This window comes from Kitasatospora sp. NPDC057542, assembly GCF_042801945.1.
Taxonomy (GTDB): Bacteria; Actinomycetota; Actinomycetes; order Streptomycetales; family Streptomycetaceae; genus Kitasatospora.
On sequence record NZ_JBHVFE010000267.1, the window covers coordinates 1 to 12,246 of the forward strand.

Sequence of the window (12,246 nt, forward strand, 5' to 3'; positions counted from 1 at the left end):
CATCTCGACCCCACCGACAGGACGAAGCACGCGGAGCTGATCTCCTGGCTCGCCCGTCAGCGCCACCTGGGCGGCCAGGGCCTGGTCGGTGCGGCTCGGGTCAGCGGGTTGGACGGGCTCGGCATGACCTGGTCGAAGCTCGCCAACGCCTGGGAGCGATACCGGCCGCAGCGGTTGAACGGCCGCAACGCCGTGATGCGCGTCCACCCCGCGCTGATGGTGAGTCTGCCAGGGCGTTCCACAGGCGTGGGGGAGTGCTGCTTGCTTGCATGAGAGCGCGCACCCGTTCCAGTCCGGGGCTGTGGTTGCTTATGGCCCCGGCGGCAGGTACGGCTCGGTCGAATAGCGGGCCATCACCTCAAGGATGGCGTTCTCCTCCACCTGGTCCAGGCTGCCATGCTGCGCGATCAGGGTGGACAGGTCGCGGAGGTAGCCGATGTAGAGGTCCGGAGCCACCGTGCAGATGAAGGCTGCCCACTCGGTGGGGTCAGGGTTCGAAAAGGTGTGGGGAACACCGATCGGCGCGGTCACCGTTCCTCCGGCAGTCACGTCAGCGTGCTCGCCGGCGGACGTGAAGCGCATCGTCCCGGACAGGACGTAGAACGTCTCGGAGTGCTGACGGTGGATGTGCTGAGGCGGCCCGCCGCTGTTCGGCGGCAGACGGCCAACCATGACCCCCACCCGGTGCCCGGTGTGCGAGCCGTCCTCCAGAATGCGCATCCCGGTCAAGCCGGCAAGCACCTCGCCACCACCCGCCGGAACGAGAACGACGTCCACGGCACGCACCTTTCCCTGTGACGAGAGCACCAGGACACTCCCACCGCACCCATCTCTTCCCTGTCAGGCAGGCCCGCCGTCGATCGGCGTCGGCCTTTACCAGAGCCGGCCGCCCGGCCTGCGGGAGACCGACCCGGCCGATCCACCCGGCATGCTCCAGGCCCAACTCGCGAGCTCTGGCGGCGGCGCCGGCCAGGACCAGGAGCAGGCCCATGTCGTCCACCCCGGCGGTCTCTCCCCGGGCCAGGCCGCGGGCGGGAACCAGCCGGGCCAGGGCTTCGGGGACGGGCAGCACGCCGTCCCCGCCGCCAGGCGGCCGGGATGACCCTGGAGAACATCCAGCAGGCCCTCCACAGCGGCCGGGACGACGAGCGCACCGCAGACCGGTACACCGAACGCCGGAGACGAGACCGCCTTCACCACCGCGGCCGCCATCGGCACCGAGTGGCACCCCGTACGCGACCACACAGCCGAGACCAGGGCCAGGACGACGGCCTGGCCGCCGACGTCGAACCGGCCTGGTGGTGAACCGCACCGCCCGATCGCCCCCGGGGTGTCGGTGGCGGCTGGGATGCTGGGCGCCATGGACGACGAGGCGTTGCTGCGGGGCCGGGTCTACGGCGCCGACCACGACGACCCGGCCCCCAACCGGGGCACGAGTACCGCGAGCTCGTCGGCGGCTCGCTCGACGGCCTCCTCTTGGACGTCACCGGCTGGGACGCCGACCAGCTCGCCGACGGTGCCACACTCCCCACCGAGATCGGCGCCTACGGCGCAGGCGGCCGCGCCCACTACGAACCCCGGCCTACGGGCCCACACCGATGGGACTGGCAAGGGGACGCGCTCTGACACCGCCCCGGACCAACCCCAGCGGCACTGCGGTGCCCGCCCGCACACACTGGGAGGGCCGGTCCGCGCCCGAACCCCCGAGCGGGCAGCGGACCGGTCCCCGACCGAGGCATGAGTGCCCGACGGCCTCGACGCGCTGGGCCAGGAACAGCAGCACGGCGACGGTCAGCCCGGAGCCGGCGTTCGCGAGCACCGTGCCGAGCATCCGGCCAGGGTCACGTCAGGCCGGCCGCTCCGGCCGCGACACCGCCTGGGGACGACGGTCCGTCCCACGGGTGCGCGACGCAGCGTTGACACCCGGGTGGCATCGAGCAGGCCCTGTCATCGTCCGGCGGTGTCAGCGGACGAAGATCCGGTGCGGGGTGTTCGTGGTGGCGGGCTGGTTGCGGTCCAGGCGGACGCCCGGATAGGTCTTTGCCCCGTTGCGTACGCCGAAGCTGGTGGCTACGGCCAGCAAGCCGGTCACGCCTGCCAGACCGGCACCGGCGCCGCCGCCGCCGATGAGGCAAGCGATGACAACAAGGCCGATCCCCGCCGCGAGCAGGAGCCAGCCGAGCGTGCTGCGGGTCCGCTGCTTCTGCGCGGCGGTCGGCTCGGATTCCAGCACGACCCTGATGGGGACGCGGCAGTCTCCGCAGACTACGTCGAGGACGACGGCCCCTGCCTCCGGGCGCCGACTCGCGCCGAGCGGGAACAGGCGCCACTGCGACCGATAGGTCGTGCTACGCACCCCCTCGGTGCGGGTCATGCTCGCTCGGTGGCCCAGACGAAACTGTGAGACTTCAGTGGGCACGCTCATGGATCTCGCTCCGCTCCCCCGTACACGGTCCCCCACGCGTCCGCGCGAGCCGCGATTTTAACAGACACCCGTGCACACGTGATGAGGATCCGCGAAACGGGTTGGGGTGTGATGCCGCCGGCGGTGAGGAGGTGTCGCCGGTCGGGACGCGCCGGCCGTGCAGGACCAGGCCCAGGAGGCTCGGCCCGGTCGGCGGTCGGCCGAGCGTCTGGTCTCGGCGTCATGGTCGCCGCTACCAGCTATGCCGCCCTGGCCCTGGCCGGCGGCCTTCTCGCCCGGCACTCCTGCTGGCGGCCGCAACCTCCTACCGCCGATGACCCGTGATCCGAGAACCCGCTACGTGGGTGGTGTGTCTTGGCTGCTGAGCGTGTCGCGTGCGATTGCTGCCTGCTGAAGGGCTCGGGTGGTCTGCGTGATGGCGGGGATCTGGAGCGTTTCACGGTGGCACAGCAGGTACAGGGCCCGGGCGGTGGTCCCGAGTGGGAGTACCTGCACGTCGGGGTGGCGGTAGGCGTCGAGGGCGAGTTGCGGCAGGAGGGCGACGCCCAGGTCGCGGGCCACCAGGTTCTGGATGACGACGTAGTCGTCGGTGCTGTGCCGGATGTCGGGGGTGAAGCCGGCGGCCTCGCAGGTGCGGGTGAGGTGGGCGGCGCAGCTCGGGCAGCCGGCGATCCACGGGGTTGATGTCAGGCAGGTGAGGGGCTCGGTGGCGGTCGCTGCGGAGTGTCCGGTGGGGACGACCAGGCGCACCGGGTCGTGGGCGAGCGGGATCTGCTGGAGGTCGGGGCCGTGCTCGGGTGGCCGGTTGTCGTGGGAGAAGAGCACGGCGAGGTCGGCGTCTCCGATGGTTACCAGACGGGCGGCCTCGGGTGGTTCGCACTCGGTCAGGCGGACTTCGAGTCCGGGGTGGTGGCGTGCCAGGTCCGTCATGGCGGTCGGCACGAGGGTGGCGCAGGCGGAGGGGAAGGCTGTCAGGCGTACGGTGCCGGCGCTGAGGTCGGCGAGTGCGGCCATGTCGTCTCCGGCCGCGTGCAGGCGGGTGGCGATGGCGTCGGCGTGGCGCAGCAGCGTGGTGCCGGCCTCGGTGAGCCTGATGCCGCGGGAGTGGCGGACCACGAGCGGGAGGCCCGCCTGCCGTTCGAGCTGGCGCAGGTGCTGGCTGACGGCGGGCTGGGTCCAGCCGAGTTTGCGGGCCGCCGCCGCGATCGATTCGGTGCGGGCGACCTCGCGGAAGATCAGCAGGCGGTGAGGGTCCATAGCCCCAAGTATCTCTTGGGGGTCGGGCAAGGAAGACGGGGCTACCGCGAGTGCCGGGTGCGAAGCACTCTGGAGCCTCGGAGATCAGGAGGACACGTGCGGAGCATCGGATTGATCGGCGGGATGAGCTGGGAGTCCTCGGCGGAGTACTACCGGCTGCTCAACGGGCTCACCCGGGAGCGGCTGGGCGGGCACCATTGCGCGCCGAGCGTGATGGTCACCGTGGATTTCGCCGAGATCGAGGCGATGCAGCGGGCCGACGACTGGCAGGGTGCGGCCCAGCGGCTCGCCGGGGCCGCGGTGAGTCTGGAGCGGGCCGGGGCGGAGCTGGTCGTGTTGTGCACCAACACGATGCATCGCGTGGCGGACGAGATCGCCGCCGCGATCCGGATCCCGTTCGTGGACATCATCGATGCGACGGTGCAGCGGATCGAGGCGGCCGGCATGCGCACCGTTGGCTTGCTGGGCACGCGGTTCACGATGGAGGGCGAGTTCTACCGGGCCCGGATGGCGGAGTGCGGGATCGAGGTCATCGTCCCGCACGCGCCTGACCGTGTACTCGTCCACGACGTCATCTACCACGAACTGACCCGAGGGCGGATTCAGGACTCCTCGCGGCAGGAGTTCAAGCGGATCGTCGACGCCCTCGCCGAACGGGGGGCCGAGGGCGTGATCCTCGGTTGTACCGAGATCCCGCTGCTGATCGGCCCGGCCGACAGCCGGGTGCCGCTCTTCGACACCACCCGCCTGCACATCGAACATGCCGTTGAACTGGCTCTGGCCCCATAAGACACGGTGCCCAGCGACACCACCTGCACCAGAGCGGCGTCGGGACCGAACTCGTCTTTCTGCTCGCCGGTCAAAAGCCGGATGGCGAACAGCGCCTGGCGCCGTGTCCGGGCCCCCCGATACGGCGGGCAACCACCGGCTCGTCGGTGATCGGCGAGACGGAGCTGGTGGGCTGAAGGTCAAGCAGCTGACCAAGCTCCGCCGGGACAAGATCGGCTTCATCTTCCAGACGTTCAACCTGCTGCCCACGCTGACGGCGCTGGAGAACATCACGCTGCCGATGGACATCGCCGGCCGCAAGGTCGACAAGGCCTGGCTGGACAGGGCGGACACCGTCGGACCGGCCATCACGGGTTCTTGCGTGGGTCGCCTGCCTGGACGGCCTGGCCCTCAACGCCGTGACCGACCCAGACGCCTACCCGCCGGACCTCCAACGGCGCGTCCTGCGAACCCAGCTGGACCTCATCCTCGAAAGACACCGCAGCCTGTGACCATCCACGCCCTGACCATCACCCAGGCCGCACCCGACGACCCGAGAGTCCTGCAGCTGGTCCGCGACCTCGACGCCGACCTCACCGCGCGCTACCCCGACGAGCCCGGCACCGGCGGCGCCCACCTCCACCCCGACATCCGCTTCCTGCTGGCCGAGGCCGACGGTCGGCCCGTCGGCTGCTGCGCGATCCAGCCGTTCCCCGACGGCGCGGCCGAGCTCACGCGCCTGTACGTCACACCCGACGCCCGCGGACACGGCATCGCCACCCGACTGCTCGCCGAGGCCGAACGCACCGCTGCCGCTCTCGGACACCCCGAGATCCGCCTGGAAGCCGGAGTCCACCAGCCCGAGGCCATCGCTCTCTACACCCGCGCCGGCTACACCCCCATCCCCAACAACCCGCCCTACCAGGACAGCAGCTCGACCGCTGCTACGCCAAGCCGCTCCCGTGCCCGGCGCACGACGGCAGTGCCGAGGAATCCGCATACGCTACGCAGAGCGCCGCAGGCAAGCACCTGGCCCCTTCCTGCCCCGAGGCCGAAGCAGGCATGGCCTCCGGCCGCCGTCCAGCCCGAAAGATGCTGCACGAGACGGTGGGCGGGCTGCCGAAGCAGTTCTGGTGGCTCTGGGTGAGCACGCTGGTGAACAAGCTCGGCACCTTCGTGGTCACCTTCCTGGCGCTCTACCTGACCGCCGAGCGCGGTTACTCGGCCTCCTACGCGGGCTTGGTGGCCTCACTGTTCGGCCTGGGCTCGGCGATCGCGGCCATCGGCGCCGGGGTGCTGACCGACCGGATCGGGCGCCGCCCGACCCTGCTCGCCGCCCAGCTCGGCACCGCGCTGTTCACCGCCGTCCTCGGCTTCGCCGCCGGCCAGGTGGCGATCGCCGCAGTGGCCTTCCTGGTCGGGCTCTGCAGCAACGCCACCCGGCCGGCCACTTCGGCGATCATCGCCGACCTGGTGCCGGCCGAGGACCGGGTCCGCGCGTACTCGCTGAACTACTGGGCGAACAACATCGGCTTCGGCCTCGCGGCCGCCGCGGCCGGCCTGATCGCCACTCACGGCTACCTCACGCTCTTCCTGCTGGACGCGCTCTCCACTCTGGTCTGCGCCGTGGTGATCTTCGTCCGCATCCCGGAGACCAGGCCGCAGGCGCCGGCGGGGGCCGCGGTGCAGGGCGCCGCCGAACCGGCGGCCGGCCTCGGCACCGTGTTCCGGGACGCACCGTTCATGGCGGTCGTCGGGCTCAACCTGCTGTTCGCCCTGATCTTCCACCAGGGCACCACCACACTGGCCGTCGACATGGGAGCCTCGGGCATCACGGCGGCCGAGTACGGGCTGGTCATCGGCCTGAACGGGGTGCTGATCGTGGTGCTGCAGCTTCCGCTCACCCGCTGGATGGAGGGCCGCTCCCGGACCGGCCTGCTGATCGCCAGCTGTCTGTTCACCGGCTGGGGTTTCGGGCTGGCGGCGCTGGCCGGGTCGTCCGCGTGGCTGTTCGCGCTCTCGGTGGCGGTCTGGACGGTCGGCGAGATCCTGAACGCGCCGACCATGATGGGCCTGGTCGCCGAGCTCGCGCCGACCCACGCCCGCGGCCGCTACCAGGGCGTCTACCTCTGATCTTGGCCAGTGCTCCGGTGTTTACGCCGGAGGTGAAGGCCGTCCTTGTCTCGGAGGCGCGGAGCGCCGGAGTTCTCTGCGCCTGCGGGGCGGGGGTCAGGTGGTCGGGCGTTGCTGACTCTCGATGTATTGGCGTACGACGGTGAGTGGCGCGCCACCGCATGAGCCCGCGAAGTAGGAGCCGGACCGGAAGCGGCCGCCCCACAGGTAGCGGCGGACGTGGCTGTCGTACTCCTGTCGGGGCCTGCGGGAGCTGACGCCTTTGAGGCTGTTGGCCGGCTTGGAGAGCTTGACTTTGGGCGGGTGGTGCACCAGTAGGTGTACGTGATCCTGCTTGCCGTTGAACTGCTTCAACTCGGCTTCGAAGTCCGTACACACGTCCTGCGTGATCTCTTCGCAGCGGGTCAGCATGGCGTCGGTGAAGGCCCTGCGCCGGTACTTGGTGACGAAAACCAAGTGGACGTGCAGGTGGTGGATGACGTGACGGCCGGTGCGCACGTCTGGGTTCGGATTCCAGCGTGGTGACATGAACCAGGATGCTACGGTGAGCATCGTGCAGCTTCGGTACGCCTTCCGCGTTTATCCGAGTGCCGGTCAGTGTGCGTCGCTGGCAAGGTCGTTCGGGTGTGCCCGGGTGGTTTTCAACGACGCGCCCCGCGTCCGTGAGGACGCCCGTGCTGCCGGGCTGCCGTTCGTCACGTCGGCGGAGCTTTCCAGGCGGCTGACGGCTTCGAAGAAGACCCCCGAGCGTGCCTGGCTCGGCGAGGTGTCGTCGGTGGTCCTGCAACAGTCGTTGCGGGACCTGGAGACCGCATACCGGAACTTCTTCGACGGTATCAAGGGCAAGCGGCCGAAGACGGGAGCGCCCCGGTTCAAGTCCCGCAGGGACAGCCGGCAGGCGATCCGCTTCACCGCCAACGCCGGATGGAGAATCACCGGTGGCGGGAAGCTGCGCCTGCCGAAGATCGGCGACGTACGGGTGAAGTGGTCGCGGTCGCTGCCGTCGGTGCCGTCCACGGTGACCGTGGTCAAGGACGCCGCCGGGCGGTACTTCGCCTCCTTCGTGGTCGAGACCGACCCGGCCGCCGACCTTGAGCGGATGCCCGAGGCTGACGCCACCGTGGGGATCGACCTCGGGCTCACGCACTTCGCGGTGCTCTCGGACGGCCGGAAGATCGACAGCCCGAAGTTCCTGCGCCGCGCCGAGAAGAAGTTGAAGCGCGCACAGCGGGCCCTGAGCCGAAAGGCGAAGGGGTCCAAGAACCGGGACAAGGCCCGTATCAGGGTCGCCCGTGTGCATGGCCGGGTGGCCGATGCGCGGCGCGAGTTCCATCACCGGCTCTCCACCGAGTTGGTCCGCGAGAGCCAAGCGGTCGCGGTGGAGGACCTGGCGGTGAAGGGACTCGCCCGCACCCGCCTGGCCAAGTCCGTGCACGACGCCGGGTGGTCGGCGTTCGTGGCCATGTTGGAGTACAAGGCCGTGCGATACGGGCGTGCCTTCCACCGGATAGGCCGCTTCGAGCCGACCTCACAGGTGTGTTCGAACTGCGGCGTCAAGGACGGCCCCAAACCCCTCGATGTCCGGGAGTGGACGTGCGGGGCGTGCGAGGCTGTCCTGGACCGGGATGTCAACGCGGCGGTCAACGTCGCCAAGGCCGCCGGACTGGCGGTGCCGGCCTGTGGAGCGCAGGTGAGACCGGAACGTGTTCCGGCGCAGCGCGGTGAAGCAGGAACCCACCCGAAGCCGTACCGGGCAACGGTGCGACAGGCGGGAATCACTCGCCTTTAGGCGGGTGAGGATGTCAAACACTCTCCTGGTCACTCGCCTCCTTCCTCGGCCCGGCAGCCGGCGGCATGCTGCTGCAACACGCCGGATCCGCCGTGCTGTGGGGGGCCTGTGGGGTCTGCGGCACGGCCGCAGCGCTTGGGCACGTGATGCTGGGCCGTCGCACAGCGACGGCGCGCCGGACCGGCGCAGTGGCGAAGGCGATGCCCGCAGCGGCCGAGAAGACCCCAACGGGTGCCTGAGAAGCCCGGCGGGCAGCGATGTAGTACGCCAGCCGGTCGGCACTGATGTCACCGATGAGTTCGTCGACGGTGCCCACCAGGCGCTGGCCACCGCTGGCCATAGCGGCTGCACCGAGGCCGCGTTGACGGCCCGCAGCCCTTCCTGCGGCTGCGGAGAGATCTACGACCGGCTCATTCGACGGAGTTCTGCGCCCAAGCGGCGGTGTGACGGCCGTCTTGCTGCGTCGTCATGGAATCCACGTGCGCGCCGCGCTCTGAACGGGTCCGCAAAATCGGTGTCACGCCGGGGAGGGCCGTTCAAGATGGCCAGAAGGTCTAATGTCTCACGCACCATGTGACAGCTTGTACACAAGCGCAAGATATTGGACTTGATATTACTTTGATTTGACCAAGACTTTGCGCATGGGTGAGATGTCGGTGATCCTGTACATATTCATCGTTCAACTACACGCCACCTCCGGCCAGCTACGGGCCTTCCCTGCAACTATCGCCGCCATTGGGGCCCTTCTCGTGCTGGTGTCGCAGGGCATCGGGGACTGCCGTTGCCTGGTATGTAGGTCGGCGTTGCCGTGAACTACAGCAGGCAATCCCAGAACGCGGCCATCGGCTGGGCCTAGTGCCAATACGTCCGCCTGTTTCCGGGCGCGCGCACGACGATGACGCCGATTGCCTCCGATACGAACTGATGCTGAATGAGATGTTTGTTGTGAACCTGGACCTCGGCCCGGCCTCCCCGCTCACGCAGGAGACTCGCCCACTGTCTGACCGGCCCGCGGAGATCGGGGTGACGGGCACGGATACCGCCCCTTTTGAATCCGCAAACCTGCACTGGGCGCGCCTTCCCGGTGGCCTGCGCCGCCTGCGGCGAACCCTTGTGCTGGTGGCGGGAGCGCTACTGACGGCCATTACCGCTACGCTGCTCGCCGTGTTCCTAGGCGGCGGCTGGTCGTTGTTCGCCTTGCTGCCCGTGACGCTGACCGGTTGGGGCTGGTGGCTGGTCGGCCGGAACTGGGCCAGTTGGCGCTTTGCTGAACGCGAGGACGACCTGCTGCTGACGCGCGGCTACTGGTGGCGGCGACAGCTGGTGGTGCCGTACGGCCGGATGCAGGCCGTGGACGTCAAGGCCGGCCCACTGGATCGGGCTTTCGGTATCGCGTCGGTCCAGCTGCATACCGCTTCGCTCTTCAGCGACGCGCGGATCCCCGGCCTGCTGCCCGCCGAGGCGGCACGGCTGCGTGACGCCCTGGCCGAGCGCGGCGAGGCCCGGCAGGCGGGACTGTGATGGGAACGGGGGAACGGGAGGGTTGGCGGAGACTGCACCCGCTCACGCCGTTCCTGCGCGGCTGGGGGCTGATCGTGGTACTCGCCTACGGCGCCCGCCACCTGACATACGGTCTGACCGTGAACCGGGTGGGCTGGGCACTGCTGGTGCTGGTCCCGCTCGCGTTCGGCTACGGCTTCCTGTCCTGGCGCTTCACCCGCTACCGGGTGGAAGGCGCGCAGCTACGGGTCGAGCGCGGGATCGTCTTCCGGCGTAGCCGCGACATCCGGCTGGACCGGGTGCAGGCCATTGAGGTGATCCGGCCGCTCGCAGCCCGACTGCTCGGGCTGGCCGTCCTGAGGTTTGACATGGCGACCGGCGAGAAGGCGCGGTCGACGCTGGAGTACCTGGGTGTGGGGCAGGCGGTCGCGTTCCGCACCGAGCTGCTCGCCCGCGGGGCGAGCCTGGCGCCAGAGGCGGGCCAGGCCCAGCAGCAGGTGCTCTACGCGTTGTCGGGGCGACGGCTGCTCGGGTCGATCGCGCTGAGTCTGTCGACGTGGGGGTGGCTGATCGCGGCGGTTGCCACCGTGGTGCCGCTGGTGACGGCACGCACATGGGCTGAGGTGTTCGCCGTCGCGCTGTCGTTGGCGACGGTGCTGTCGGCGACCGTTCTCAAACGGTTCGCGGCGGAGTACTCCTTCACCCTCGCCGAGTCCCCGGACGGGATGCGGATCAGCGCGGGGCTGTTGGAGTACAGGCATGAGACGGTCCTACCCGGTCGGGTGCAAGCGCTGCGGATCGACGAGCCGCTGCTGTGGCGCCGAATGGGCTGGGTCCGGGTGCGGATGAACGTGGCCGGGCAGGACGCGGCCGGTGGCTCGCTGCTGCTGCCGGTCGCGCCACGCGCGCAGGCGCTGGCCCTGCTGGGCCGGCTGTGGCCGGGGCTGGACCTGGACGCGGTCGCCCTTACCCCGCCACCGCGGCGGGCTTGCTTCCTCGCACCGTTCTGGGCGGCTCGGTCGGGCCTTGGGCTGGACGCACAGGTGGTGGTCAGCCGCCGGGGCCTGATCGTCCGCCGGACGATGATCATCCCTCATACGAAGCCGCAGAGCCTTGCGCTGACGCAGAACCCACTGACGCGACTGCTGGGACTGGCAAGGCTGCACCTCCACTCCACCACCGGCCCGGTGCGCGTCTCCGCCCGCTTCCGTGACCTGGGCGAAGCTCGCACCTTCCTCCAAACCCAAGCCAGTAGTGCTCAGAGACCAAGCCGAAGTGGGCCGTGCTGTAGCGGATGCTGAGGCTGAGCTCGTCGCCTCGGCAGGGCCCTGCCGGCGTCGCCGGCACGTCCGGCTGGACCCGTCCGAGGGCGCCGACGACATGGACGAACTGCTGGCCTTCCACGACTTCCCGACCGAGCGCCGCCTCGCTGCTGCTGCCGGTCGCGCTGGACCGCACGACGGTACCCGGTCGCCGGGGGAGGGGGCGCGGTTTGAGGCGGTACGACATACCGGGTATACATACTCGGTATGTCCATCCGTCACGGTCTGCTCGCCCTGCTCGACCAGGGCCCGCGCTACGGCTACCAGCTGCGCACCGAGTTCGAGGCGCGCGCCGGCGCCACCTGGCCGCTCAACGTCGGGCAGGTCTGCACCACGCTGTCGCGGCTTGAGCGCGACGGGCTGGTCGAGCCGGCGGGGGAGGACGACGAGGGCCACCAGTTCTACGCCGCCACCGACGCCGGCCGGGAGGAACTGCGGACCTGGTTCGACACCCCGGTGCCCCGGACCGACAAGCGCTGCGAGGTCGACCACCGCTACAGCAGCACCTACAGCCCGCTGACCGCCGACGACGCCAACCTGCTGCGCAACCTCTATGGCGTCACCGACCAGGGCGCCGGCCACTCCCTCGCGGCCGGCAAGGCCGTGGTCTTCCACGCCCGCTACCTCAAGGACGGCAAGGTCACGTTCCCGTACAGCGCCCCGGTCGTCGCGGAGGGCGCGGTCGCCGCACGGAGCAAGCCGGTCTACACCGAGATCGCCGTGGACGCCGTCCTTGCCGAGCCCTCGCTGGCCTCCCCGGCCCAGGCCGTGATCAGCCCGGCCACCGCGGCCCGGCTCGGCTTCTCCACCACCCCGACCGGCTCCGTCTGGCTGCCCGCCGCGGCGCCCTCCGACGGCGCCCAGCAGAAGGCCGACGGCGCGCTGGCCAAGCTCAGCGAGCGCCGCGACCTGCTCAAGATCGAACGCGGCTACGAGTCCGAGAGCAGCCTGGTCCGCCTCGGCCTGAACGTCTTCGCGGGCATCGTCGCCCTCGGCGCGGCCGGCATCGCCACCGGGCTGGCCGCCGCCGACTCCCAGCGCGACCTGACCAC

13 protein-coding genes and 3 pseudogenes are annotated in these 12,246 nt (G+C 70.1%); 12 read left to right on the top strand and 4 right to left on the bottom strand.

Features of this window, described 5'->3' with window-relative positions:
- On the top strand, positions 1-273 hold a 273-nt coding region (locus tag ACFU7Y_RS28115), incomplete at its 5' end, for a hypothetical protein (protein ID WP_380770048.1).
- 36 nt (positions 274-309) lie between these two features.
- Here ACFU7Y_RS28115 and ACFU7Y_RS28120 read toward each other — a convergent pair.
- A complete protein-coding gene (locus ACFU7Y_RS28120; RefSeq protein ID WP_380770050.1) occupies positions 310-777 on the bottom strand; it encodes a cupin domain-containing protein in 468 nt (155 codons plus the stop codon).
- A gap of 151 nt (positions 778-928) precedes the next feature.
- Between ACFU7Y_RS28120 and ACFU7Y_RS28125 the strand changes: the two genes are divergently transcribed.
- Positions 929-1,102 carry a hypothetical protein gene (locus tag ACFU7Y_RS28125; RefSeq protein ID WP_224283235.1) on the top strand — a complete coding sequence of 58 codons (174 nt, stop codon included), beginning with the start codon at positions 929-931 and terminating at the stop codon, positions 1,100-1,102.
- 258 nt (positions 1,103-1,360) lie between these two features.
- A pseudogene (locus ACFU7Y_RS28130) lies at positions 1,361-1,626 on the top strand (hypothetical protein).
- Positions 1,627-1,963: 337 nt separating this feature from the next.
- Here ACFU7Y_RS28130 and ACFU7Y_RS28135 read toward each other — a convergent pair.
- Together ACFU7Y_RS28135 and ACFU7Y_RS28140 are read right to left on the bottom strand one after the other, a co-directional pair.
- Positions 1,964-2,374: a hypothetical protein gene (locus tag ACFU7Y_RS28135; protein WP_224283236.1), complete on the bottom strand. Its 411-nt coding sequence runs from the start codon at positions 2,372-2,374 to the stop codon at positions 1,964-1,966.
- A gap of 387 nt (positions 2,375-2,761) precedes the next feature.
- The gene (locus tag ACFU7Y_RS28140; protein WP_224283237.1) at positions 2,762-3,682 is read right to left on the bottom strand and encodes a LysR family transcriptional regulator; all 921 of its coding nucleotides are present in this window, start codon (positions 3,680-3,682) and stop codon (positions 2,762-2,764) included.
- Positions 3,683-3,778: 96 nt separating this feature from the next.
- Here ACFU7Y_RS28140 and ACFU7Y_RS28145 point away from each other — a divergent pair, with 96 nt between their 5' ends.
- From ACFU7Y_RS28145 to ACFU7Y_RS28160, 4 genes and pseudogenes are all read left to right on the top strand, one after another.
- Positions 3,779-4,471 (top strand): aspartate/glutamate racemase family protein, encoded by a 693-nt coding sequence (locus tag ACFU7Y_RS28145; protein WP_380770051.1) that lies wholly within the window; start codon positions 3,779-3,781, stop codon positions 4,469-4,471.
- A gap of 338 nt (positions 4,472-4,809) precedes the next feature.
- Positions 4,810-4,962, top strand: a pseudogene (locus ACFU7Y_RS28150) (TetR family transcriptional regulator); the annotation flags it as partial.
- Complete coding sequence (locus ACFU7Y_RS28155; RefSeq protein ID WP_380770052.1) at positions 4,959-5,597, top strand: GNAT family N-acetyltransferase; 639 nt, start codon at positions 4,959-4,961, stop codon at positions 5,595-5,597. The pseudogene ACFU7Y_RS28150 and the gene ACFU7Y_RS28155, both read left to right, overlap by 4 nt.
- Positions 5,543-6,583: an MFS transporter gene (locus ACFU7Y_RS28160; protein ID WP_380770053.1), complete on the top strand. Its 1,041-nt coding sequence runs from the start codon at positions 5,543-5,545 to the stop codon at positions 6,581-6,583. Before ACFU7Y_RS28155 ends, ACFU7Y_RS28160 begins: the two co-directional genes overlap by 55 nt.
- Positions 6,584-6,679: 96 nt before the next feature.
- On the opposite strand, the gene tnpA is transcribed toward ACFU7Y_RS28160, so the two are convergent.
- Positions 6,680-7,111, bottom strand: a complete 432-nt coding sequence (gene tnpA, locus ACFU7Y_RS28165) for an IS200/IS605 family transposase (protein WP_380770054.1) — start codon at positions 7,109-7,111, stop codon at positions 6,680-6,682.
- A gap of 25 nt (positions 7,112-7,136) precedes the next feature.
- Here tnpA and ACFU7Y_RS28170 point away from each other — a divergent pair, with 25 nt between their 5' ends.
- The 5 genes and pseudogenes from ACFU7Y_RS28170 to ACFU7Y_RS28190 all read left to right on the top strand — a co-directional run.
- A complete protein-coding gene (locus ACFU7Y_RS28170; RefSeq protein WP_380770058.1) occupies positions 7,137-8,372 on the top strand; it encodes an RNA-guided endonuclease InsQ/TnpB family protein in 1,236 nt (411 codons plus the stop codon).
- A 10-nt stretch (positions 8,373-8,382) separates the two neighbouring features.
- Positions 8,383-8,949, top strand: a complete 567-nt coding sequence (locus ACFU7Y_RS28175) for a DUF523 domain-containing protein (protein WP_380770055.1) — start codon at positions 8,383-8,385, stop codon at positions 8,947-8,949.
- 347 nt (positions 8,950-9,296) lie between these two features.
- Entirely contained in the window at positions 9,297-9,893 is a 597-nt protein-coding gene (locus ACFU7Y_RS28180) for a PH domain-containing protein (RefSeq protein WP_380770056.1), read from the top strand.
- Between the two features lie 119 nt (positions 9,894-10,012).
- Positions 10,013-11,173, top strand: coding sequence for a PH domain-containing protein (locus tag ACFU7Y_RS28185; protein ID WP_380770057.1), 1,161 nt, complete (start codon positions 10,013-10,015; stop codon positions 11,171-11,173).
- A gap of 228 nt (positions 11,174-11,401) precedes the next feature.
- A pseudogene (locus tag ACFU7Y_RS28190) lies at positions 11,402-11,662 on the top strand (PadR family transcriptional regulator); the annotation flags it as partial.
- Positions 11,663-12,246 lie beyond the last annotated feature (584 nt).